Genomic DNA, 24271 nt, shown 5'->3' on the forward strand with positions numbered 1-24271 from the left:
TATGGAAGAATTGAACTACATAGACTTGTTTGCAGGAGCAGGAGGACTTTCAGAGGGCTTTATCCGTGCCGGGTTTAATCCGGTTGCTCACGTGGAAATGAATAAAGATGCCTGTGACACCATAAAAACAAGAACGGCTTATCACTGGCTGAAAGAAAACGGGCAATCTGAAATTTATTATGATTATCTGAAATCTGAAACAAAGAACAAGGAAGAGCTTTGGAAGAAAGTACCTGAAAATCTTATAAATTCTGTAATCAATAAAGAAATTTCAGAAAAGTCTTTGCCTGAAATTTTTGAAGTGATAGACAGAGAGTTGGGAGATAAAGAGGTTGATGTTATCATAGGAGGACCGCCTTGTCAGGCATATTCTGTTGCGGGCAGAGCAAGAGACCCACACGGAATGAAAAAAGACCAGCGAAATTTTTTATATAAATATTATGTTGAGTTTCTGAAAAGATACCAGCCAAAAATGTTTGTATTTGAAAACGTTCCAGGAATTCTAACCGCCAAAAATGGTGTGCATTTGGAAAATATTTTCAAAGCTGTAAGAAAAGCAGGATACGAATTAAGTCTTCCGACAAATAAACAACAATTTCTCAATGCGAAAAATTTCGGGGTTTTACAAGACAGGAAAAGAGTTATTATCATTGGCTGGAAACAGGAATTAAATTTGACCTATCCTGATTTTGAAGAGAATGAACCACAATATGAAGTTCTGAAAGATTTGTTTTCCGATTTAAAAAAATTACAAAACGGAGAAGGAACTTTAAATGCCGTTGATTATGCAAAGCCAACAACCGATTATCTGGAACAAGCTAAAATCCGAAATGGATTAGATATTGTTACACAACACATAGCCAGACCTAATAACGAAAACGATTTAGAAATCTATCGTATTGCTGTTGATGAGTGGAATAAAGGGCAAAGATTAAATTATGCTACTTTACCTTCTCGTTTAATAAAGCATAACAATACAAAGTCATTTACAAACAGATTTCAGGTTGTAAATGGACAAGGTGTTTCGCATACTGTAGTTGCTCATATTGCAATGGACGGGCATTATTACATTCACCCCGACAAGAAACAAAACCGCTCAATTACCGTTAGAGAAGCCGCAAGAATACAGTCTTTTCCCGATGATTATTTCTTTGAAGGTAGCCGTACAGCCGCTTTCAAACAAATAGGTAATGCTGTTCCGCCTTTAATGGCTGAAAAAATTGCCGAAAAAATCAAGGAAATGATATGAATGAATTTACAAAAGCGGAAATAGCCAAACCAAATCCAAAATCAACAATCAATTCTTACAGAAGTTTTGGTTACAACCTTTCTACGGCTATTGCTGACATCATAGACAATTCAATTTCTGCCAACGCAAACGAAATTCGTCTTGAATACAAATGGGAGGGACAAAATTCTTTCATTTCTGTTTCCGACAACGGAACTGGAATGAACAAAGAAGAACTTGTTTTAGCGATGACACCGGGCAGTAAAGACCCCGAAGAATTGCGAAGCGAAAAAGATTTAGGGCGTTTTGGAATGGGGTTGAAAACCGCTTCTTTTTCGCAATGTAAACGGCTTACTTGTATTACCAAACGTGAAAATTACGCAATAATAAAGCGTTGTTGGGACATTGATTACATTAATCAGGAAAACGAATGGCAGTTGTTGGATTATGTTTCTGACGATTCTTTTCCTGAAAAAATTGAAAAGCAAAAATCAGGAACATTAGTTCTCTGGGAAAAGTTAGACCGAATTGTTGGCAATGCAGAAACAACAAACGAAAGCGTTAAAAACGCTTTCTATGCTGAAATGATTGCTGTAAAACAACATTTGAGTTTAGTGTTTCACAAGTTTATTGAAAGCAAACGAATAAAAATCTACTTTCAAAACGAAGAAATTGAGCCTTACAATCCTTTCTTATTAAACTTAAATCCGAAACCCGAAATGGGACAACCTGAAATTTTCGGTAATGTGGAAATTACCTATTTCATACTTCCGCATATGTCTGAAATTGGTAAAACGGATTATGAAAATTCGGGCGGTTCGCTGGGCTGGTTTAATGCACAGGGATTTTATATTTATCGTGGCGACAGATTGCTTGTTGCTGGCGACTGGCTTGGTCTTGAAAAGAAACGTGATTATTCAAAACTGGCAAGAATTTCGGTAAATTTTACAAATTCAAATGATTTTAACTGGCATTTGGATATCAAAAAATCAACCGCTACTCCACCGATAGAAATCAGACGGGAACTTTCACGTATTGCGAAAATCGCAATTATGAAATCAGCTAAAATCTATAACTGGCGAGGTCAAAAAACATTTTCCGAAAGCGGAAATGTAAATCACGAACCTTTATGGATTGATGAAAAAACAAGAGAAGGAATTAAGAAATATAAAATCAACCGAAAGCACCCGATAATAAAATCGTTGCTGGAAGAAAACAACAAAATGGTTGGAAAAGCATTGAAATTGCTGGAAGAAAATGTTCCAATAGAATTGATTTTATCAAACCAAAATGAAGACCCGGCATTTCACGAATTAGAAAAGCAAGCCGACAAACCAACTGATGATTTAATCAATCTGGCTGTTGAGTTGTACAATATAAATGTAAAACAAGGAGTGCCAAGTGAATTGGCAAGACAACAAATTATGAGTTCAACGCCTTTTAATTTGTTTCCGTTAATCAATGAATATCTGAAATGAGTTTATTACAATCAGCAAGAGCAATAGCACATACTTTGTTGTCACTTCATCAGGGACAAATCACTGATGAAGTGCTTTTATCTGTCATTGAAAAAGCATCTGCAATCAACATAGTTGAAGGACAAACTTTTGACAAACAAGAATTGTTTGAAATTTTGCGTGCTGATTATAGTGTAGGAAAAGGCGAAATCACAATTTTATCTGATGATGTTGAACCTTGGCTAAATGATGAAAAAGCCAATGTCAATTTTGATTTGTGGAACAGATATAAGTTGTATATGTCGGAAAATGACCCGTCATTTCCTGTAAACGATTTGGACGACTTCACAGATAAAATCCTTGATAAATGCGTTAATCCGAAAAAACAAGGTTCTTGGGACAGGCGTGGAATGGTTGTCGGACACGTTCAATCGGGAAAAACTTCAAACTATGTCGGACTCATCAATAAAGCGACTGATGCAGGTTACAAAGTAATCATCATTATTGCAGGCACAATCAGTTCGCTACGCAGACAAACACAGGAAAGAATTGATTCGGGTTATATTGGACGGAACAGTTCCGCATTTATCCGGGAAAACCAAAACCGACTTATTGGAGTTGGTAAATACAAAACGGAAACCGATATTTATTCTTTAACTTCTTCGTATTACAAAAGCGGAGATGAAGGCGATTTCAGTCAATCCGTTGCGAACAGATTAAACATTCCAATCGGAAAAAATCCTGTTGTTTTCGTTATCAAAAAGAACAAAAGTATTCTTGAAAACCTGATTGACTGGTTTTCAAAAAATGAAAATATACGAGAAGTTGACGGAACGCCAAAACTGTTTGATGTTCCAGCACTGATAATTGATGATGAAGCCGATGCGGCTTCTGTAAACGCTTCACGGGATATAAACGACATCAAAACTATAAACCGTTTAATCCGAACGTTGTTAAACATTTTCAACCAAAATACTTTTATCGGTTACACAGCTACGCCTTATGCAAACTTGTTTATTTCACAGGATTACAACGAGGAACAAACGACAGTCGTAAAAAACAAAACATACAAAATAGGAGAAGATTTATTTCCAAGAGATTTTATCATTAACATTAAAGCACCGACCAATTACATTGGTGCAGCAAAAATTTTCGGCTACGAAAATACAAGTCCAGAACTCACAAAAGAACCGTTGGATATTTTCAGAGAAATTGACGATTACGACCCGCCATTTTTCAGAACAATCAACAGAGAAAACAAAGATATTTTGCCCGAATATCTTCCGCCAAGTTTGGAACGAGCTATAAAATCGTTCATTCTGACCTGTGCCATTCGCAGAGTGAGGGGGCACGAAAACAAACACAATTCAATGTTGGTTCACGTTGCGTTGCTGGTGCGTTGGATTGACAGAGTTGCGTATTTGGTAAATGAAAAAACAAAAGAATACAAAAATGCCATTCAAAGTGAAGATGAAACTTTATTGAGTGAATTGAAAGAATTATACGAAACCGACTTTTTACCCACAACAAAAAATGTGTTGGATAATTTAGATTATACCGACATCAGAATAAAAGAGCATTCCTGGGAAGAAGTCAAAAAGGAACTCAAAAATGCTGTTCTAAAAATTGATGTTCGTTCCGTTCACGGCACACGTTCTACGACAAATTTAGAATACCATAACATTGAAGAAATTGATTACAACCGACACGAAAACGGTTTATCTGTTATTGCTGTTGGCGGTAGTCGTCTGTCAAGAGGAATTACGCTCGAAGGTTTGTCAATTTCGTATTATATCAGAACAACCCGAATGTATGATTCGCTTATGCAAATGGGACGTTGGTTTGGTTATCGCCCTGGTTACGTTGATTTGTGCAGATTGTACACAACCAACCAAATTTTTGAATGGTTTAACCATATCACAATGGCAACCGAAGAAATGCGAAACGACTTTGACGAAATGACGGCAACACATCAGCGTCCAAAGGATTTTCGTTTGAAAGTCAGAAATCATCACGGTTTATTGACCATTACGAGCTTGAATAAACTTTATTTTTCACAAGACATTGAAATTTCATTTTCTGGGGAAAATCCGCAAACGTATTGCTTGCTGAAAACAAAATCTGCGATTGAAAACAACTTTAATGCGTTAAAAAGTTTGGTTTCAACAATCGGTTTCCCTGCAAAAGAGAACAGAGTTGAAAATAAAGGAAAAACAAGGTACTTATTTTATCCCAATACAAACATTGAAGCACTTTGTAATTTCATTGATGCGTACAAAATTGAGCAACCAAGTATTAACAACGCAACATTAAGCGACTACATCAAAACACAGTCGAAAGGCAATAAAATCAAGGAATGGAGCATTTGTATTATTTCAAATACTGACGAAAAAGTTTTTATTGATTACAAAGGCAAAACACCAAGAAACGAACGAAAATCAAATGAAAGCCTTGCGACTTTTAAGTTGCAACACAATAACGAAGTTATCACAATGGGTTGCAGTGTGCGTAATCAGCAAATCGGGCGTGGTGGCGAATTTTATCTGATTTCAAAAAATCAGATTGACCAGACAGGCGACAGATATTTTGATTTGTCAAAAGATAAAGATTATTCAAAAATGGCTTATGCGGATATTAAAGCACAGCGGCAAGCGGAAAAGAAAGGTCTGTTATTGATTTACGCATTAGACGAAAGAGGAACGCCAAATGTAAACAACGGTATCCCAATTGTGGGTTACAGTTTACATTTTCCAAGAATTGATGACGAAGTAAAAGTTTCATATACAGCAACAATTAATAAAGGTTTTGATGAAGAAGTAATGACCGATGATGATAACCCTGAAACTGAAAACGAATGATAAACATTAAATCAATTTGGGAAAATCAAAAGCCGACAGGCGAAGTTATCATCAGAACAAGAATTGATGAAATTCCGCATTTGAATTGTTTTGCGGCTACAAACCATATCACGGGACAACATTTATACATAATGTCGGTTTCAAAAAATGTAGTAATTCCTGAACTGAAAAATTATCGTTTCAAAGGTGTTGAAATCTATACTTTACCGATTGAACCCGAGGATAAAATAGAATTTTACATCTATCTTTTAGACAATGAATTAAAAGTTATTTTTTCCTTATTCATTCAAAACATTCTGGAAGATATTGAACCAAGTGTTACAGAAAGTGAAGCAATTACAACAACGCTGAATGTAGTTTCCAAATGGAAAAAAATGTTTGATAAAATCAATTTCAACGGCTTGTCACTGGAACAACAAAAAGGATTGATTGGCGAATTGTTGTTTCTGAACTATCTTTTAAATGACGAAAAAACATCGGCAAATGCTGTAAATGCGTGGACTGGTGCGGAAATGGAATTTCAGGCAAAAGATTTTACTTTGGGTGCAGTTGGAATAGAAATCAAATTTACTTCATCAAAACAACCACGAATAAAAGTTTCAAACGAAAGACAATTAGATGCTGAAAATTTAAGCGATTTGTTTTTGGTTTTGTATTCAACGGAAGCCGTAAAAGACAACGGATTTTCGCTTAATTCTTTGATTGCACAAACCCGAAAAGTGATTTCAACCGATGAAGAACGCAGTATTTTCAATTCAAAATTGCAGTTAAACGGCTATTTTGACGAAGACAGTGAGCATTATGGCAGAATGTATTCACTCAAAAAAACATTTGGTTTTGCAGTAACTTCTGACTTTCCTAAAATTGTAAAAAATCAGTTGCCTTTGGGAATTTACGATACTTCGTATTCAATAGAAATTTCAGCCGTAGAAAGTTTTATTGTGGAACCCGAAAATATACTTGCAAAGGTTTAGGTAATGGAAAGAGCGTTAGAAAATTATATTGAAGAATTAAAATCAGATGTCGCTTCACGGGTTTATTCGGAAGGCGAAGGAGCAAGTTTTGAAGATAAATTCACAGAATATTGCATTGAAGTTTTGGAAAGCATCGGAAAATCCGAAGGAGCAAGAGTTTTGTCATACATTAACCCAAACAGTCAGGGCGGAATTGATTGGAAAATAAATGGGTTTTGTCTGAAAGATTTTGTGAAAGACGAAAACAAAAAAGAGTATTACGAAACGCTGGATTTGTTTATCACTTTCTACAAAAACGAATACGATTACAACATTACAAAAGACGATTACACAAAGTCGCTCAATCAAATAAAACGTTTTATTAACTCTGCATTAAAACGCCATATTGACTATATTGATAAATCAAACACCGAATTATATCATTTAATCGAAACCATTGGAAAACAAGGCAAAGATTTTGACCGTATCAATGTTTATTTCCTGATAAATGGCTTTTCAAATCACGACAAAGAAAAGATTGAAGTTGCTGACGCTGATATTTTCGTCCATACCTGGGACATTGCCCGATTGTTCAAAATCAATGAAAGCAACAGTGTTCACGAACCGATAGAAATAGAATTTGAACATTTTACCGAAAACGGAAAAGGTTTGCAATGCCTGCAAGTTCCGGGTATTGATGAAATGTATGATTGTTATCTGGCAATTGTGCCTGGTGAAATATTAGCAAAATTGTACAAAGAATTTTCAAATGAATTATTGGAAAGCAATGTTCGTGCGTTTTTGGGACAGGCAGGAAAATTCAACAAAGGAATCAGAGATACCATTCGCACAAAACCGCAAATGTTTTTGCCGTACAACAACGGTATTACTGCCACAGCCGAAAGCGTTGAAACAAAGTTTGTGGACAATCAACTTGTCATTACACGATTGTACGATTTCCAGATTGTGAACGGTGGACAAACAACGGCCTCGCTTTATCACACACAAAAGAAATTTAAAGATGCTAATTTGAGCAAAATTTTTGTTCAGATGAAACTGACGGTTATCAAAGATAAAGACCAGAAAAACATTGAAGTTCCCAACATTTCACGCTTCGCAAATAGTCAGAACAAAGTTTCAGAATTAGACTTGTCGTCAAACAATCCGTATTTTGTGCAGATTGAAAACCTGTCGAGGAAAAAATATGTGGTCAATCCTGAAAATAAAAATCAGTCACGTTTATGGTTCTTTGAACGTGCTAACGGACAATATCGGGAAACACTGAACAAACAAACGCCTGCACAACAAAAGAAGTTCAAAGAACAGAATCCGTCAAGTCTGAAATTTGTAAAATCAGATATTGCAAAATTCATCAACGGTTGGGAATTAGAACCGCATTTTGTAGCTCAGGGTTCGCAGAAAAACTTTATTCATTATACAAAAAAAATCACGGATTTAGTCAGCAAAAACAAATTGCCAGGAGAGAATTTTTATCGTAAACTCATTGCTAATGCTATTTTGTTTAAAACCATTGACCAGCTTTTCGGAAGAAAAGGAGTTAATGCGATTGGCGACACAAGTTTGAAAGCTCTTTCCGTTGCTTATACAGTTTCGTATTTCCACCATTTGACAAACAACAGAATTGATTTGTGGAAGATTTACGAAGAACAAAAAATTGACGATTTTTTGAGCAATCAGTTATCAAAATTGCTTGTATTTGTTTACAACCACATTATTACAGAAGCAAGCGGAAGTTTGATTTCGGAATATGCAAAACGTGCTACTTCGTGGGAGAAACTGAAAAATACAGCATATTCCGAAGATTTGGTTTCGGTTTTAAACGAGTATTTGATTTCGGAAGAAGAAAAAATACAACGGGAAAACGAGAAAGAAATTGACACGAACAACATAGAAGATTCCGTTTTTGTAATCAGCGAAATTCAAAAAATGGGATTGAAATTCTGGGACGGTTTTAGAATTTACATAGACACTAATAAGCCTGATGGTTTTGATTGGTCTATCGCTTTTGATTTGGTAAGCCGACTGAACAAGAATAAAAATCTGACGGCAAGGGAAATTACCTTTGGTAAAAAAGTGTTAGACTATATTCAGGAAAATTCAGCACTTATTGACGAAGTAAAAGCCTTGTCGAAATTAGAAGACAAAGAAATTGTAGAAGTGAAATTTATCTACGATAAACTTCTATTAGTTTCAAAAGACGATTGGAAACGAATTATAGATGTAGCCAGCCATACAAAAGTGTTCGATAACCTTGAATTAGCAAACGTAAAAGCCGTTCAAACCGCATTGGCTAAAAAGGAAAAAATAAAAGAGCAAGCCTTAATTCGGGCTTATGAATCATTGGGGAAATTGAAAAAGTTTGGCATTAAGGTATAGCATTGATGTCCCATTACAACAAGACACTAATGGTTGATTTTGAAAAAAACTATACATTTAAAGATAAATATGAGGAGGAAAGTAATTTTCGTATATTTGCTATGAGCTAACGGAAACACGTTGAAAAGCAAAGCAATAAGCACCGTTACTAAATCGTTACCTGACTTTTTTGATAATCTTTATAAAAGCTTAGTATTCAACCGATACAGCTTTTTCCTGAAAACTTTAAAATAAATTAAAAAAAACACTGTTGCTTGTATTGATTATAGATCTCTGAAATGCTCGTCGATCAAAGGTATAATTTGGGGTAAAAAAAACACCAACTCTCGTTGGTATTTTATTCATTTATAAGTTTAAAAAATTGTTCAAGAGTAAGTTTTCTTGCTTTACAGATTCTATAAAGTGTTTCAACAGGAATCCTATATGTATTGTCACTTTTAATTTTTCTGACCGTACTTTCTTCAACATCGTGATTTTTAGCAAACGAATTCTGTGACTTATCTTCTTTAAGCCAAGGAATTAACCAATTTTTAGTTATATAAGAACAGATTTTCTCGTTTATGTCAATCATTCAACAAAAGAAATATTTTGTTATCAAAATATTACGGCCGTTCGACCGTAATTAAATTATTTTTGTTACATTTGTAATATAAGTTACAAGAATGTAACTTTGCGATAGTTAAATGAAATATAGAAGCTATTGCTTAGATTCTCGACTGGAAAACTGGCACTTTTCAAGAAGCAACGAGTTGATAAGTAAATGTGCCCACGACTTCGGCGTGGGCTCACTTATCGTTGCTCGGTATGCCAGTACCACCAGTCGGTAAGTTGAGTTCCACGCTTTTTCTTTTGTGCTAAACCTAAAGAAATGAGGATTAAGATGTAGGTAGAATTCTTCTTAGTAGATATAAGCAGTTCCTTCAGCAATAATTTTGCTAAAATATGCTGCTTATGAAAAGAACAAACTCTTTGCCCAGAAAGTTGAGCAATCTTCAGTTGTACGAACTGCTGAAAAAAGGTAATCCTGTTTCTCTCGAACACATTCATCTGCGCCACAAAAGACTTCTTTTCTGGGTTGGATGGCAAATACTGAAGGATGATTTCGTAGTGGATACGATTGTTCAGGATACCTTCCTAAAATTGTGGCTGTACCGCGACACCATCGAATCGCCTGATCATATTACCGGCTTTTTACGCTTTGTGATGAAAAGGGATTGTATCGCGTATGTCACTGCTCCCAGGAATAAATTCACCCGCCTGATGGCTTCTCTTGACAGTTTTGAGAATTACCAGGAGTATCTTGCAGGTTACGATCCTTTGAAAGATAAAGAGTATTTACACGGCCAGGAATCCGACCAAAATAAATTCGATGAAATCACAAAGGTATTACCCGTTCTGAATCCCAAAAGGAAACACCTGATAGAACTCTGCCTGGAATATGGCTTCCAGTACAAACCCATTGCAGAAGCTATGGGAAGCAGTGTGACAGGCATCAGCACGGAGGTGAGCAAAGCCATACAAGAGCTTCGGAAAATTCTTAAGGTCACTTCTTTTGAGCCACCACAAGAAAAAACTTTCAATAAAGAAGAGCAATCAGAACAACTCAGCAGTCAACAGCTCGAGATCATCAAAAGACGGTTTGAGCAGAAATCTTCTTTTGCGGTGATTGCACAAGAACTCAAACTACCTGAGAAGGAAGTCCATCGGGAATTTCTGTACGCCTATCAGCACCTGCAAAATCATAACCGATCTGAAATACCGCTTTAATATGGAAAAGTCTACAATAACGCTGACGCGCAAAATTCAACTGGTGATAGATGTTCCAGTCGACAGTAAAAGCGAAATGTGGGAAAAACTTTACCGGTATCAGAACCGCTGTTTCCGGGCGGCTAATCTGATTGTTTCACATCTGTATGTTCAGGAAATGATCAAGGATTTCTTTTACCTCACCGAAGAAATCCAATATAAGTTAGCTGATGAAAAAAAGGATGAAATGGGAATCTTCGACCGTTCGAAAACAAACACCACAGCACGTCTAGTCTTTGACAAATTCAAAGGAGAAATCCCCACAGACATTCTGGGATGCCTGAACAATACGATACAATCTACCTTTTCCAAAAACAAAGCCGACTACTGGCAGGGCTCAAAATCACTACAGAATTTTAAAAAAGACATTCCCATTCCCCTTCCGGTGAAATGCATCAGCAAAATGAAGTATGATCCGGAAAAGAAAGCGTTCACTTTCAATATGTTTGCGATTCCGGTCAAAACCTATTTAGGGAGAGATTTCTCTGATAAACATTTAATTCTGGAACGCCTTTTAAGAGAAGAGATCAAGCTGTGCAACTCACAGGTACAGCTGAAAGGCGGTAAGATCTTTTGGCTGGCCGTCTTTGAATTTGAAAAGGAAGACCACGGTTTAAAACCCGAAATCATTGCTGAAGCTTCTTTGTCATTAGAACATCCGATTGTGGTAAAAGCCAACAATGTGCGGATGGCTATCGGCTCGAAAGAGGAATTCCTCTACCGCAGGCTGGCGATACAGGCCAGTAATAAAAGGATCAGAGGCGGAGCCGCTTATTCCCGTTCCGGACACGGAACCAAACGCAAACAGAAGGCATTGCACAAAACTGAGGATCTGGAAAACAGTTTTGTCAGTCACCATCTTCATCTGTACAGCCGGCAGTTGATTGATTTCTGCATCCGGCAGCAGGCGGGCACCCTGATTCTCAAAGATCAGGAAGACAAAATAGGGATTGCAAAAGAACAGGAGTTTGTACTTCGCAACTGGAGTTATTATGAATTGCAGGCCAAAATAAAATACAAAGCAGAAAAGGCCGGTATCGAATTGATCATCGGATAGCTAAAAAAATGAGGGTGCTTGTAAACCCGTAGGGTGAGGTTTTGAACACTCACTAAATACTGGAAAATGAAACTTTTTTCCGGTGTATACAACGGCGTGGGTTTCTTTTTTTTCAAAAATTAAGAAAGCATAACCAAAAAATCAAATTGCAATAGGAGAATCCTACATCATCAAAGGTGTCATCAATCAATCCAGCGTGATTGATTGCTTCCCTGCTTCCTTGAATTCTTGCTTTCTTGAAGTCTTGAATTCTTGTTTCCTTAATTGCCATCAATCAAAAGAAATCACTCTGCAATACGTAGTGGTTATTAGAGTCTTTTTCTCTTTCTTTTATTTTGAATTGGAATATCCTCAGCCTCATAATTTGTACTGTTGTTACCGAATTGCAACAGAGAGAAAAGCTGATTTGTCATTCCAGTATCTTTAAAAATCTCATTGAAGGCTGAAAATGGAACCGTATTTTCTTGTGAAATTTTCTGTGCTATTTTTTCCATTTCCGATATCAGCTTTTGCTTATCTGTTCTATCTAGGTGTGGATTTCTGAATCGTGAAAATTTGATTTCCCTCTCAACAATGTTAATAACAGAATCCAGATATTTTTTCTTTTCTGAAGCAAAAACGGTAGGGTTGGTCAATAATACAGCGTTTTTGTTTTTGGATAAATGTACCTGCTTTTTTAAATCATCAACCTTTGTATTGAGCTCAGTAATTTGTTTTGATTTGGATTCCAATTCCGTTTTATTTTTTAGAATTGTGCTTTTGTAAGTTCGAAATGCTTTTTCATAATTTTCAATGGTCTTGTCAGTCTTAATTTTTTTAAAACCTAGAAAATCATTTTCCTTGACAACCAGCTCCTCCGATTTCTTCGAACCCATTTCAGATTTCATTAGGTCATACCTTTCTTCCAAAACTTTGAGATCTTCTTCCTTCTGCTGAATCTTAAACTCAATGGCTTCCAATCTTCCTCTGGAACCAGAAATCCCTCTTTCCATATTGAGGCATTCAGCTGTCAGATCCTGCATTTTTGAATAATGAAAGGATTGGTGTTTGAGTGTTTTGCCAGTATTCAAATCCTGCCAGTCAGCTATCAAATGAGCATGGTAATTTGGTTTCCATTCTTTCGTGTCTTTATCAGTGTGTCCTTCATCTTTGTGAATGGCGATCTGAAATACACGGATGCTCAATTCTTCTTCCAGTCTCTTTGCTAAGTTTTGAAGTTCCAGCATCGTTGTATCTTCTTTGATCACGACAACCGCTTCCCGAACAGGCATTGCATTCTTCTGTAATTTTCTTCCGGACTTTTCTTTGCAATACGCTTCGATCTTTTGAATCCTGTCAGCTATTCTCTGTTCCATCCAGTATTCATTTCTTGGCGTCAGGTCTTTCCGGATGTAATCAAAAGTTTTCTTCCTGAAATTGTGGGTTTCAGAATCGGACTTAACAACTTTGAAATTAATAGAGGTCTTCATTGCTTTTACATCTTTAAAGTTTTACACTTTTATTGTTTTATGCTTTTAAATTTTCGCTGAAGATTGCTGTAGTTATATTACGCAGCAATAATTTTTACCTGTGTTTATTTTACACACCTTGGATGAAAATGACAGTGTCCTTTACACTGGTAAATAGAACCAACCTGATATTATTTTACTCAGGTTAAAAGCCTCGCAGAGCGTATTAGAAACTTTGTTGGGAGGCACGACCTTCAAAGTTGCGAATGCGCTCCTAACTTCTGCGGGTAGTAGGTAAAAAATACAGCACGCCTTATCAGCGTTTCCTTTTAAAACCATTTGAATTTTTGATTTTCGGCTCCTGATTTACTGCTTTCATTTTATTAGGTTCCTGTGATTGTTCAGATTGTTTTCCTGCCTTATTTGATACATTATTTTTCATTCTGTGTATCAAAAATTCGTTGAGATCTTTATGGTTTGAATAGAAACTGGCATGGTCTTTTGCTGCCGGAAAAGATCTTATGATCTCAGACCTGCATTTAATTCCCGCATTATCGTTGTCCAGAAAAAGATGGATGTCAGGATAGTTTTTCAGATGTTCGATGGATTTGTTTAAAAGAGCAATGGAATTCATTACAAGGATATCTCCTACAAAAGACTTCTGCATTTCAATAAAAGACAAGGCATCCATAAAACCTTCAAAAACGGCTACGCCTCTGATATCCCTATTTTGAATATTTGATTTATCCTGACCATTGCTGTTGAGATCTATTATGGAAACATCCTTTTTCAATAATGAACCTTTGTAAAAAGCATTACGCAATTCAAAACCGCCAGATAAGTTCTCAAAACCAATGGTGTAGAGTTTCTTACTTCCGATGGTAAATCGTACTTCTTTTATATGATCATAGACTTTGGGACTTAATCCACGTCCCTGCAAATATTGTTTTAGGTTTGGATTCTGGAGATCCAGTATTTCATCTATTGTGTAATTTGGTTCTGACTTTTTAATCTGTGCTTGCTGATGAAAAGAAGAAAAATTTTGCTTTTGCGCCCAGTCCAGAACTTCATTGACCGAAGCATTTAGATATTTCTTCATAAAGTCGGTGTTATTCCCACCGACACCTTCTGAATGGAGATACCAGGCATTAATTCTTTTTTCCAATTTGAAAGAGGCTTGGGATTCGCTGGCAAAGGGGTTGAGATACCAAGCTTCTTTTTCATTTTGTTTCGTGGGAAGGTGTCCGAGAGAAAGGAGGACTTCTTCCAGCGATATGCTGTTAAATTGTTTACAGTTCATTTTTTCTATGTTTTTAATTAAAATACTTACCTAGTTACCGATCTGTTGATCATCAAATAAATAATCCTCTTTTTGCGACTACCTTGATCTACCTACTTACCCAATTTATTATTGAGGTAACTTAGGTAGGTTTGGATTTATCTACTTACCTAATTAAAACATTCACATTGTGTCACTTAAAGCTATTAGGTAGGTTGGTAGAATAATTCTGTCTAATTATTTTATGGTCTTCAATCGAATGAGATAACCGTAGATCTGTCTTTGTGGATGTTTAACTCTTGGAAATTTGAAAGAGGATAAAGCTCTCCCGATCTTTAAATGATTCAAACGGACACCGTGAGAATTCAGATCGATCATCACTTCTGTCGCAGTCATAAATTCTTCAAGATTATCGGAGGGTTCGTAGAACTTGTTCACGATCTCCTGTTCCAGGGTCATTTGTGTAAATCGTTCATTGCGTTTTTCATTCTCCAGAATATCTGTTACAGACAGTTCCGGATTATAATTTTTCCTTTTAAAAGCTTTGTAGTAAGCCTGCGCCCAAACTTTATCAATATTGATCTCTGACGAATAAATGAAGTTGATCTTCTCGGTCACTTCAAAAATGATCCACCTTACACTTCCCGAATCATCGGTTAAAAAATCTGTTTTATTGGTAGATCCCACAAAGCTGCAGATCCGCTCCAGATATTCTGATTTCCTTGCGTAAGGCAATCTCTCGTTAATATGCGTTTTGGAGATATAAGCCTTTAGTGAATTGATGTCTGCTTTAGCCAAAACTGACAATTCATCCAGATTGATGATCAGATTCTTGCACAATTTGATCCTGCTGTCTTTGTCCAGACCAATGTCTTCAGAAATATAATTCATCAGTTTTTCAGGAATAAAAAACCTTAAATAGGTTGATTTTCCGCTATTCTGGATGGCATTCGCAAGAACCAGACAATGTTTGTTTATCTTTTCTTTTTCCAAAGCACAGAGTACCGCTCTGGTAAACCATTTTTCGGTGTGATAGAAAAATGAAGCGTCATCATTGGTTTTCACATAAGAACAAAGCTTCCTGATATGATCTTCACCATCCCAATCTTCCAGACTTTTAAAATATTCTGAAATGGGATCATACTGTTCGATCAAATGACTTCTGACCAGGATCTCCAGTTTATTGATCGGGATATCAATTCCTGACTGAATAAGTTCGATAAACAATGAGTTCAAATTTAGATCTGACCATTTTTTATCTGAACTCAATTTGATCTCAAACTCCAGAGATATAGTATTAAACCGAATGGAATATTTAGAATTGAGATAATTCAATGCCCGGTCAAAGATCGTTTTAGTTTCTGTACCGGTTTGATACAGCGTTTTATTCTCTTCCATAAACATTTGGGATTGTGGAAACGGAACATATAATTTTTATATCTGAGCTCTACTTCCAGGTAAAACAAACATCTAAAACCTGACTGCTGCCACAGTCAGGTTTTATTTTTTGCGTAAAGAAAATTCTATGGCTTCCTGTTGAATTTCATCATTTGATTTATGGCTGTTTTTCAACAACCATTCATCAATTTTAGTTCGTTCAAAAAAAAGAACTTTCCCATTAGGTTTAGAAAAAGGAAGACTGTTGGTATGAACTAATTTATAGATATAGGATTTTTTAAATCCTGTATAATCTGAAAGTTCTTCAACATTAAGAATAGATTTGAGACCGACAATATGCTTTTCAATTCGGTTCAGCTTGTGAAGGATGATTTCGTTTTCCATTGCTTTACTATTTTAAAATTTGTGTGGCAAAGGAAAACAAATGACAATGTCATTAAAATACTCGGATAGTCAAAACGCCTTTTAATAAAGGGTTTTACAGTATAGAATTTGAATATGATCGATTTTACAAAACGAAATTGGTGTATGCACTGTTTAAACTGCCATACGGAATTTGAGAAATTTCTCCTTTCTCATACTTTACGAAGTTTGCTATAATGAAGTTCATTAAGCTCCTTCTTTTTGCTCTCTCGAATTTGATGTCGCCTCCTTCCAGAATTGAATGTAACAACGAAAATAATTCGGTATAGGTAATTACATTTTTACCAGATGTCCCAACCCATCTAATTTTATTCTCGACTTCTTTTCCTTTCAATAGATCTTCAAGATCACCCAATGAACTCTCCTCAATATTTTTAGTATTTGATCTGATGATCTCGTCAATTTCGGACAATGTTATTTTTCGGATCGAAATACTTTGATTGACAAAATTCTTGATCTCAGGCAGAAGCGCAGATTCAAATTTTTTCGTCCAAATCAATCTTCCAAGCATCACAGCACCAACCACTAAATAGAATAGGATGGACAGACGATAGAAGAACAGTACATATTGATTGGAAATCGATATATCTTTCAACATCATCAGTAAAATACCAAAATAAATACTGTAGATGAAAATTCTAGGCCTTTCGATCCTCGCGATCCACCAATCACGATCGAGGCAGAAAAAATAATAAAGGATCCATTTTACATTTACTCGACAGAACGGATAGAGAATAAAAATGATCGAAATAAGGAAGATGCTTTTTAATAAATAAACCCTGAAATTTTCAGGAATTAAATAAACGCCCAACAAAATTATTACTGAGATAATAAATGCCAGCAGAATTAATAGGGATGGTCTACTTTCTATATTTTTTTTCATCATAACTCAATATCAAATGACACAAAAAAACAGTTTATTAAAAAACGCATATAGCTCTAGGTGTAGAATGGGGTATAAAAAATTAACTGTTTTTGAATAATTGAAATCTATAATTTAGTAGATCTTTATATATCATTTTGTTTTCCTGCATGAGGAAAGATATATCAATCAAATCCATCATCTTTTTTTCAGCCTTTATAAACCTATTGAAAATGTTTGCAATTTGTTTGTCAGACAATCCGAATTTTAATCCTAAGTTAATGAAATCAGCTTTTGTCAATCTACTTTTCTTTCCTCCGATCGTCAATGCTGTTTCTTCTTTATCTTCCGGTAAATGAAGCTGGACATTCAGCAGATCATAAGCAGGTGAAAACACCCAATTTTCACCTTGTAAGATCATAGAGAAATTCTTCAGGTGCATATCATTATTCCCTGTGATATAACTGAAAATAACCACTTCATAAAGTCGTAAAACATCAAGTAAAGTATTAGAAGAATACTCATTCACAGCTTTGCCAACTTTCTCCATGGAACTTTTATACTTGTCAGATGCCTCCGTTATCTGAAACATATCCAACATATGTATTTTCCCGTTAGATGCTGTTCTGTCAATTCTTTTTGTGATGTACGAAAGCTCTCCCGATTTTAATCTTATCAGTGAAGACACCACGGTCTGAATTCTTGATAACTCTGCCAACCGCATTGTCAGATGTTCGTTTTCCGGCATTTGAGGGAAAGCCATATTCTGAGGTTTCAGGATGTAATTACCTCCTAAAGCTTCCAGAACTGTCAACCTTCCCTTAGTCCCATCTTCTAGTTTTTCTTTCGTGAAGTTTAAAGACAATTTTGGTTGGACGCCTGGTACCGAAATAGATGTTTCTATAACCTCCTTAGCTAAAATTTCCATTTCGCTTAAAGAATAGTTAAGCACTGGAGCTGTAGCGGTTCCGAAAATTATCTTACTGCATTTCGGATGAAAGTCAACTTCATTGTCTTTCAACAGTTGATAACAAAAAAGACACTTATTCATCTGTAGATAGATCTAAAGGTTCAACACTGACCGCTCCTATACAGTTTTTACAGCAAGCTAAAAGCAAGCCCATACGGTCGTTTTTATTGATTTTCCAGTTATCTGACGCAATGTCCAATAGCCAGCCTTCTGGAATCAACCCTTCAAAAAAAGGAAATAATCTTCTGTCCCTGTAAATATTGTCCTTTACAGGCATAGAAAATGTAAGGAATTGTGTTGGATATTCTTCAATATAAGAGGGCTGATATGCGAATGTATATTCACCATCATCAGTTTCTGAAACGATTCCTGCAAAAATATCTTTATAAAAAACCTTGCCCTGTCTCATTCTTCAACTTCTTTATTATTCATTGGTATAAGTTTACTACCAAACATCAGAAGCACCTGATTCACCTTTGCTAAACTCAGATTATCTTTTCCCTGTTCTATTTTACGAACTACTGTAAGTGCAACGCCAGTTCTATCAGCAAATTCCTCTTGTGTCAAATTTGCTTCTTTGCGTTTTTTCTTTACAAAATTTGAAAGATTGGTATACATAGCTATATGCTTTTACATCGATTATTAAGTAAAGTTATAAAAATATATGCAAATAGATATAAAAATGAAAAATAAAGTATTATTATATCTAAATACATATAACAATACCTACATATGTGTTACTATTTATTGCGATGAACAAGAAATGAAATTCATTTTTATGCAATTAAATTTCAAAACTCAATATTTAGTTCCGGGATAATCTCAGCAGCTTCTTTCATTTTGCTATCCACGATTTTAGCATAAATCTGCGTAGTTCTCAATTCTCTATGTCCTAGTCTTTTGGAAACTGTGTAAATGTCAGCACCATTTTCCAGAAGTAGGACAGCATTCGTATGTCGAGCTGAATGAAAAGTAATATGTTTCGGAACCGCAGCACGATTGCACCAGCGGATAATTTCAGTATTGTAGGTCATTCCATATTTTAACCCTTTGAAAACTCTTTCTTGCGGATCTTGTCTTTCACCCAACAATTCTCTGGCTTGTTTTGAAATATATAGATATTCTACACCTTCTGTTTTTTCTTGTCGGAAATTGACTCTGGAAATATCACCTTCATCACGGACTTCTTTCCAAATCAAAGTATTGATATCTGACCAACGTAATCCTGATAAACACGAAAAAAGAAAAGCTTTTTTCAAAACCGGATATTTACATTCCGCTTTTGCTAATCGTTGTAGTTCATCAAAAATAAGATATTCTCTTTGGCTTTCAGCCTGCTCAAATGATTTTATTTTTGCTGCATAATTTATGGTCAAATATCCATTATCGAAAGCATTTCGAAGTGCAGCTTTAAACTTGTTGAAATAAGAATATTTGGAGTTCTGAGAAAGAGGTAAATCACTCTTACTGATTGCATCCTTTTCAAAGTATTTCCGAACTTTTTTAATGAAATATTCATCAATTTCCTCAAAAGTTAAATTCTTTGGAACTACTTTTTTCAAATGCTGGTAAGTAGAGAACCAATTACCATAATTATTTGACGAATCGAGCGTTCGTTTTTCCTCAGCAAGATCAGCGAAGAAATTTAAAAATACCCGTTTAGCTTTCGCAGTATTTTTCAACTCAAATCTTCCTTGCGCAAATTCAGCTTTTCGAATTGCAATAACATTTTCTGCAAATTCCAAAGCTTCTTTATTTTCTTTTTTTTCTTTGGCAGTTTTTGGATCTATAATTAGATAGGTGTCTAAGTTCTCAAAATTTCTCAGATGCTTTCTTTTTCCGTTATCAGTAATTTCAGAACCACGGTAAAACTCGATTGACAGACTGATCCTTCCGTCCTTTAATTTTCTTTGACTAAGTGATATTTTCATAAATTCTGTTTTGTACTACTTTGTACTACTTTTCACTATTTTCGAGGTATGAAGTAGTACAAAAGTGGTACAAATATATAAATAAACACTAAAAAGAGAAAATAAAAACTATATAAATATCTGATAGTCAACTAAAAGAAAGAAAAAGAAATCAAAGAAAAGCTAATTTATTTCCCGATACAAAATTTAGAAAAAATATTCCCCAGCACCTCATCGTTGCTGAATTCCCCAGAGATCTCACCAAGATATTCCAACGCATTGCGTAGTTCATAAGCCAATAGCTCGGTCGTGATTTGAGAACTTACAGCTTCTTCAACCTTTCTCACCGAGTCAAGTGATTTCTTCAAAGCTTCGAAGTGGCGTTGGTTGGTGATAATCACATTATTTTCTTCGGATTTTAAATGCTCAACGAACGAGGACAACTCATTTTTGAGGTCCTGAATGTTTTGATTTTCGACAGCCGAAATTTTTATGAAATCAAAGTCAGATGTGATCTCTGTTCTAAATGCGGATTCCACAAGCTCATATTTTGTAGGTAGAACTTCGTCAATTTTCGTAGCACAGATGATCAGTTTTAGATCTTCTCTCAACAGCGGTTTTAGAATTTCAAAGTCTTCCGAAAAATCTTCCGTCGCCGCATCCGCCAAATAGATCAGAACGTCCGCAGAATCTACTTTTTCCTTTGCCTTTTTTACGCCAATTGCTTCTATCTCATCCACCGTTTCGCGCAATCCTGCCGTATCTATCAGTCGGAAAGCGTTGCCTTTGATGTGCAAAATTTCCTCGATCGTATCTCGCGTAGTTCCGGCAATATTGCTCACGATTGCCCTTTCTTCTTTCAAAAGCGCATTCAAAAGTGTGGATTTTCCAGCATTAGGCTTTCCGATGATGGCAACAGCTGTCCCATTTTTTATAGCGTTACCGTACTGGAAACTTTCGATGAGAGAACTTAATTTACCTTCGATCCTATTAAGCAATTGGTTGAGTGCTGTTCTATCTGCAAACTCTACATCTTCCTCAGCAAAATCCAATTCCAGTTCTATCAGAGATGTAAAATTCAAAAGGTCATTCCTAAGGATAGAGATCTCTTGAGATATCCCACCTTTCAGTTGATTCAGAGCCACTTTTCTGGATGCTTCATTATCAGAGGCGATCAGGTCTGCGATGGATTCAGCTTGCGAAAGGTCAATCCGTCCATTCATAAAGGCTCGCATCGTGAATTCTCCTGCTCTCGCCATTCTAGCACCATTTTGGATCAGAACTTCCAAGATCCTTTTGGCAATGTAAGGCGAACCGTGAAATGAGATCTCCACAGAATTTTCTGTCGTAAAGGTCTTCGGAGCATGGAAGACAGAGATCATCACCTCATCGATCACCTCACTCTCATCCTTTATGAAGCCGTAATGTACCGTATGAGAATCTACTTTTTCCAAGTTTTTTCCCTGGAATATCTTGCTTACAATTTCAAAAGATCGCTCTCCGGAAATCCTGATGATCCCGATAGCTCCTATTCCGTTTGCCGTGGCCAATGCACAGATCGTGTCTTGATTCATGTTACAAAGTTACGTGTTTTTCCGCATATTTTTCAGGAGCCGGGAACCTGCTGTCCACTATATCTTTTTTATTTTTTTTCACATTTGTCATCCTGAATAAAACCGAAGCACAAAAAAAATAAAAAAGGATGTCGTTACCATCAGGGCTATGGATTTTTCTGTAAAACAAGATTTTCAAATTGATTGACTGATATTTTAACTGTAAATGATTGTCTCAATGATTATAATTTATTCTGGAGCGATCATGATGATTTTTTTTGTCAATAGTTTGAAGTTTTTGATTTTTTTACTTGATTAAGAAAAGCTGCATATAGATTCCAGTGATACAACTTTTATCGTCTTATGTCTTAAATAATTTTGTAAATTAGTAATCATTTATACCTAATGGACCGTTAAAATCCAGTTAATATCATAGTGAAAAAAGTATTTGATCTAACCTCATCATACAAATATGGCTCTCAAAAAATTTAATCTCAAAAACGCACAGGAATCAAAAAGTATTTTTATAGATAAAGCAAGTGATTATGAAGTAATAGATTTTAAAGCGATCGGCCATATTGAGGAATTGGGCTTCAGCAGTAAAAAAGATTACCATATCCCAGAGGATTTGGTTTTACTGAAGAATCTAAAAAGTCTTGGCGTGAATGACCATTGTCATCTCCCGTCGAATATTGATCAGCTCAAATCCTTAGAAGAGCTTAATCTAAGCAATGAAGCGATTTACAATGTTCCCGATTCTATCAAGAATACGACGTCGATCACAGACCTGAAGATTGTCTTCGATCCTAAAGATAAAGAACCACAAGTTGCTCCTGATTGGATCTTTGATGTAAAAAACATCGAAACACTGAGCGCACCGGTCTGCAGATTTTCGGAGATCAAAATAAATAATGATAACGCCAACCAGTTGAAAGAAGTAGACCTCAGCTGTTCCCTGTCTGATTTGAAAATCTTTCCAGATCTGTCATCCTTAAAAAATGTAAAGAAGCTAAATCTGAGCGCCGAAACTGTGATGGGGCAAAAAATGCCTAATTATGAACTTTTTGGGCAAATGCTGGAGAGCATCAAGGATTTGGGTCAGATAGAAGAGTTGGATATTTCTTTTTGGAGAACCAAGAAAAAATCGGAAAGACTTGTGGTCAAAGATGGTAAAGTGTCAATTCCAGATGTTTTTGATCATTTTCCCAATTTATTTAGACTTTCGATTGCAGACATGAAGATCGATTTTGTACCAGAATCTATCCTTGAACTTAAAAAATTAAGGGAACTTCAGATCCAAGGCAATAACTTCAGCAAAGAAGAAATAGCAAGGATCAAAAGCAGATTGACCAATTGTAGTATCCGAAATTATTAATTCTGGATCTACATTAAAATTGATGAAGATAGGAGTGGGATAGGAGTGGAGCCAAGTTATTTCCGAAGATTCACCTTCTTTATTTTCAAGGTCAAATTTTCTTCAAAGCAGAAGATTTGTGAACAGCACTTTTACCGGTCTTCTCGCTCATGACCTCATATTGCGGGCTTTCTTCGGACGCTCTTCTTTGTCTGTTCATGAAGACAAAATCCTTGGTATGGACATTTGTGATGATCCCGTGTGTTTCGCCAAACTGAAATCTCCATTTGACTTTATCTCCTTTTTTCAGCATAATGTTTGTTCTTTTTGCAATTCAATTGTTACGTATAAATATTCATCAGAGAAAACTTAGATCATATTTTATAACTTTAATAATTGAACTTCAATTTATTTGCCAAAGAGAGAGCAGTGTATTCTAAGTCATTCGGCTGTTGATCTTCTTGATGTCTTCTTTGATCTCAACAAAAAGATTTTGGATGTTATGTTGGGAAAACTCCTCCGGTTCATATTCCTGAGTAGAGATGCTACAGGCAAATTCCCAGATCTCCTTGATCTCGCTTAGCGGGATCTTGTAAGGTTCATAAAAATTATTGTCAGATTTTACGCAAATAGCAGTGGCTTCATGAAACTGAAATCTTTTGTAGGTGATCCCATCATTGGTTGTGATGAAGATGTAGGTCTTGTCGGTCTTCAATTCAGAAAGGTCTTCTACATATTTTCCAACGATATACGTTCCATCCTTATATGGTGGCATAGAATCGCCTTGTGCCGGGAAAGCGCGGTATTTTCCATTTCGGAGGAAAGGCAATGAGATGGTCTGGAGACTCTCTATATATTCGGGATCTGCGTAGCCATTCAGATAACCCATGGAGGCTTTTTGGGGGATGATCTCGATCTGGTTGTTCCCGGAAGCATCAACGGTAATTGGTACCAGGATCCTGTTGTCCGGCAGGTTGAGCATTTCTTCCAAAGGATATTTTCTGATGTCTACCGATACCAATAGATCGATGCTGATACCAAAATATTTTGACAGTCTCAACAGGATCTCTATCGGTGGTTCAGAAGTGCCATCCTCATACTTGGCATATCTTACTCTGGTTATAAGTAATGCATCTGCAATTTTTTGCTGAGAGATCTTTTGCCTGGCTCTCAACAACTTGATGTTATCTGCTAATTTCGACATTGGTATGAATTGTATCAACAAATATAATAAAAATTGATACAAATGCTACTATATTTACATTGTAAAATTTTTTTACGCCAGAAAGAAACTCCGCATTTCTTCTTTGCTATCTTT

Annotated in this window: 21 protein-coding genes; 8 read left to right on the forward strand and 13 right to left on the reverse strand. The window is 35.9% G+C overall.

The window, feature by feature from the left end; translation table 11 throughout:
• The first annotated feature begins 1 nt into the window (after position 1).
• The 5 genes from AXA65_RS03095 to AXA65_RS03115 are packed head-to-tail and all read left to right on the forward strand — an operon-like array spanning position 2 to position 8893.
• Entirely contained in the window at positions 2-1249 is a 1248-nt protein-coding gene (locus AXA65_RS03095) for a DNA cytosine methyltransferase (protein WP_063968675.1), read from the forward strand.
• Positions 1246-2706, forward strand: a complete 1461-nt coding sequence (locus AXA65_RS03100; RefSeq protein WP_063968676.1) for an ATP-binding protein — start codon at positions 1246-1248, stop codon at positions 2704-2706. The genes AXA65_RS03095 and AXA65_RS03100 overlap by 4 nt, the downstream gene beginning before the upstream one ends.
• Positions 2703-5543, forward strand: a complete 2841-nt coding sequence (locus AXA65_RS03105) for a Z1 domain-containing protein (protein WP_063968677.1) — start codon at positions 2703-2705, stop codon at positions 5541-5543. The genes AXA65_RS03100 and AXA65_RS03105 overlap by 4 nt, the downstream gene beginning before the upstream one ends.
• Positions 5540-6517 (forward strand): PD-(D/E)XK motif protein, encoded by a 978-nt coding sequence (locus tag AXA65_RS03110; protein ID WP_063968678.1) that lies wholly within the window; start codon positions 5540-5542, stop codon positions 6515-6517. Before AXA65_RS03105 ends, AXA65_RS03110 begins: the two co-directional genes overlap by 4 nt.
• Before the next feature lie 3 nt (positions 6518-6520).
• Positions 6521-8893 carry an AIPR family protein gene (locus AXA65_RS03115; protein ID WP_063968679.1) on the forward strand — a complete coding sequence of 791 codons (2373 nt, stop codon included), beginning with the start codon at positions 6521-6523 and terminating at the stop codon, positions 8891-8893.
• 337 nt (positions 8894-9230) lie between these two features.
• Here AXA65_RS03115 and AXA65_RS03120 read toward each other — a convergent pair whose 3' ends face one another.
• Positions 9231-9464, reverse strand: a complete 234-nt coding sequence (locus tag AXA65_RS03120; protein ID WP_063968680.1) for a helix-turn-helix domain-containing protein — start codon at positions 9462-9464, stop codon at positions 9231-9233.
• Between the two features lie 398 nt (positions 9465-9862).
• Between AXA65_RS03120 and AXA65_RS03125 the strand changes: the two genes are divergently transcribed.
• The gene (locus tag AXA65_RS03125) at positions 9863-10660 is read left to right on the forward strand and encodes an RNA polymerase sigma factor (protein ID WP_228391611.1); all 798 of its coding nucleotides are present in this window, start codon (positions 9863-9865) and stop codon (positions 10658-10660) included.
• 1 nt (position 10661) lies between these two features.
• The gene (locus AXA65_RS03130) at positions 10662-11756 is read left to right on the forward strand and encodes a hypothetical protein (protein WP_063968682.1); all 1095 of its coding nucleotides are present in this window, start codon (positions 10662-10664) and stop codon (positions 11754-11756) included.
• Positions 11757-12064: 308 nt separating this feature from the next.
• Here AXA65_RS03130 and AXA65_RS03135 read toward each other — a convergent pair whose 3' ends face one another.
• The 10 genes from AXA65_RS03135 to mnmE form a co-directional block, all read right to left on the reverse strand.
• Positions 12065-13225 carry a hypothetical protein gene (locus AXA65_RS03135; RefSeq protein WP_063968683.1) on the reverse strand — a complete coding sequence of 387 codons (1161 nt, stop codon included), beginning with the start codon at positions 13223-13225 and terminating at the stop codon, positions 12065-12067.
• A 295-nt stretch (positions 13226-13520) separates the two neighbouring features.
• Entirely contained in the window at positions 13521-14504 is a 984-nt protein-coding gene (locus tag AXA65_RS03140) for a toprim domain-containing protein (RefSeq protein WP_063968684.1), read from the reverse strand.
• A 216-nt stretch (positions 14505-14720) separates the two neighbouring features.
• Entirely contained in the window at positions 14721-15881 is a 1161-nt protein-coding gene (locus AXA65_RS03145; RefSeq protein WP_063968733.1) for a VapE domain-containing protein, read from the reverse strand.
• A 102-nt stretch (positions 15882-15983) separates the two neighbouring features.
• The gene (locus tag AXA65_RS03150; protein ID WP_063968685.1) at positions 15984-16265 is read right to left on the reverse strand and encodes an excisionase family DNA-binding protein; all 282 of its coding nucleotides are present in this window, start codon (positions 16263-16265) and stop codon (positions 15984-15986) included.
• 124 nt (positions 16266-16389) lie between these two features.
• On the reverse strand, positions 16390-17190 hold the full coding sequence (locus AXA65_RS03155; protein WP_063968686.1) for a hypothetical protein: 801 nt from the start codon (positions 17188-17190) through the stop codon (positions 16390-16392).
• Between the two features lie 79 nt (positions 17191-17269).
• Positions 17270-18217 (reverse strand): HipA domain-containing protein, encoded by a 948-nt coding sequence (locus AXA65_RS03160; protein WP_063968687.1) that lies wholly within the window; start codon positions 18215-18217, stop codon positions 17270-17272.
• Complete coding sequence (locus AXA65_RS03165; protein ID WP_063968688.1) at positions 18210-18545, reverse strand: HipA N-terminal domain-containing protein; 336 nt, start codon at positions 18543-18545, stop codon at positions 18210-18212. The genes AXA65_RS03160 and AXA65_RS03165 overlap by 8 nt, the downstream gene beginning before the upstream one ends.
• Positions 18542-18754, reverse strand: a complete 213-nt coding sequence (locus AXA65_RS03170) for a helix-turn-helix domain-containing protein (protein WP_063968689.1) — start codon at positions 18752-18754, stop codon at positions 18542-18544. Before AXA65_RS03170 ends, AXA65_RS03165 begins: the two co-directional genes overlap by 4 nt.
• 173 nt (positions 18755-18927) lie before the next feature.
• Positions 18928-20067, reverse strand: coding sequence for a site-specific integrase (locus AXA65_RS03175; protein WP_063968690.1), 1140 nt, complete (start codon positions 20065-20067; stop codon positions 18928-18930).
• A gap of 167 nt (positions 20068-20234) precedes the next feature.
• Positions 20235-21620 carry a tRNA uridine-5-carboxymethylaminomethyl(34) synthesis GTPase MnmE gene (mnmE, locus tag AXA65_RS03180; RefSeq protein WP_063968691.1) on the reverse strand — a complete coding sequence of 462 codons (1386 nt, stop codon included), beginning with the start codon at positions 21618-21620 and terminating at the stop codon, positions 20235-20237.
• A 451-nt stretch (positions 21621-22071) separates the two neighbouring features.
• Between mnmE and AXA65_RS03185 the strand changes: the two genes are divergently transcribed.
• Positions 22072-22974, forward strand: coding sequence for a leucine-rich repeat domain-containing protein (locus AXA65_RS03185; RefSeq protein ID WP_063968692.1), 903 nt, complete (start codon positions 22072-22074; stop codon positions 22972-22974).
• A 91-nt stretch (positions 22975-23065) separates the two neighbouring features.
• On the opposite strand, the gene AXA65_RS03190 is transcribed toward AXA65_RS03185, so the two are convergent.
• Both AXA65_RS03190 and AXA65_RS03195 read right to left on the reverse strand, forming a co-directional pair.
• On the reverse strand, positions 23066-23266 hold the full coding sequence (locus AXA65_RS03190; protein ID WP_063968693.1) for a DUF2945 domain-containing protein: 201 nt from the start codon (positions 23264-23266) through the stop codon (positions 23066-23068).
• A gap of 123 nt (positions 23267-23389) precedes the next feature.
• Positions 23390-24157 (reverse strand): XRE family transcriptional regulator, encoded by a 768-nt coding sequence (locus AXA65_RS03195; RefSeq protein WP_063968694.1) that lies wholly within the window; start codon positions 24155-24157, stop codon positions 23390-23392.
• Between the last annotated feature and the right edge of the window lie 114 nt (positions 24158-24271).

The organism is Chryseobacterium sp. FP211-J200, assembly GCF_001643375.1.
Lineage (GTDB): Bacteria > Bacteroidota > Bacteroidia > Flavobacteriales > Weeksellaceae > Epilithonimonas > Epilithonimonas ginsengisoli.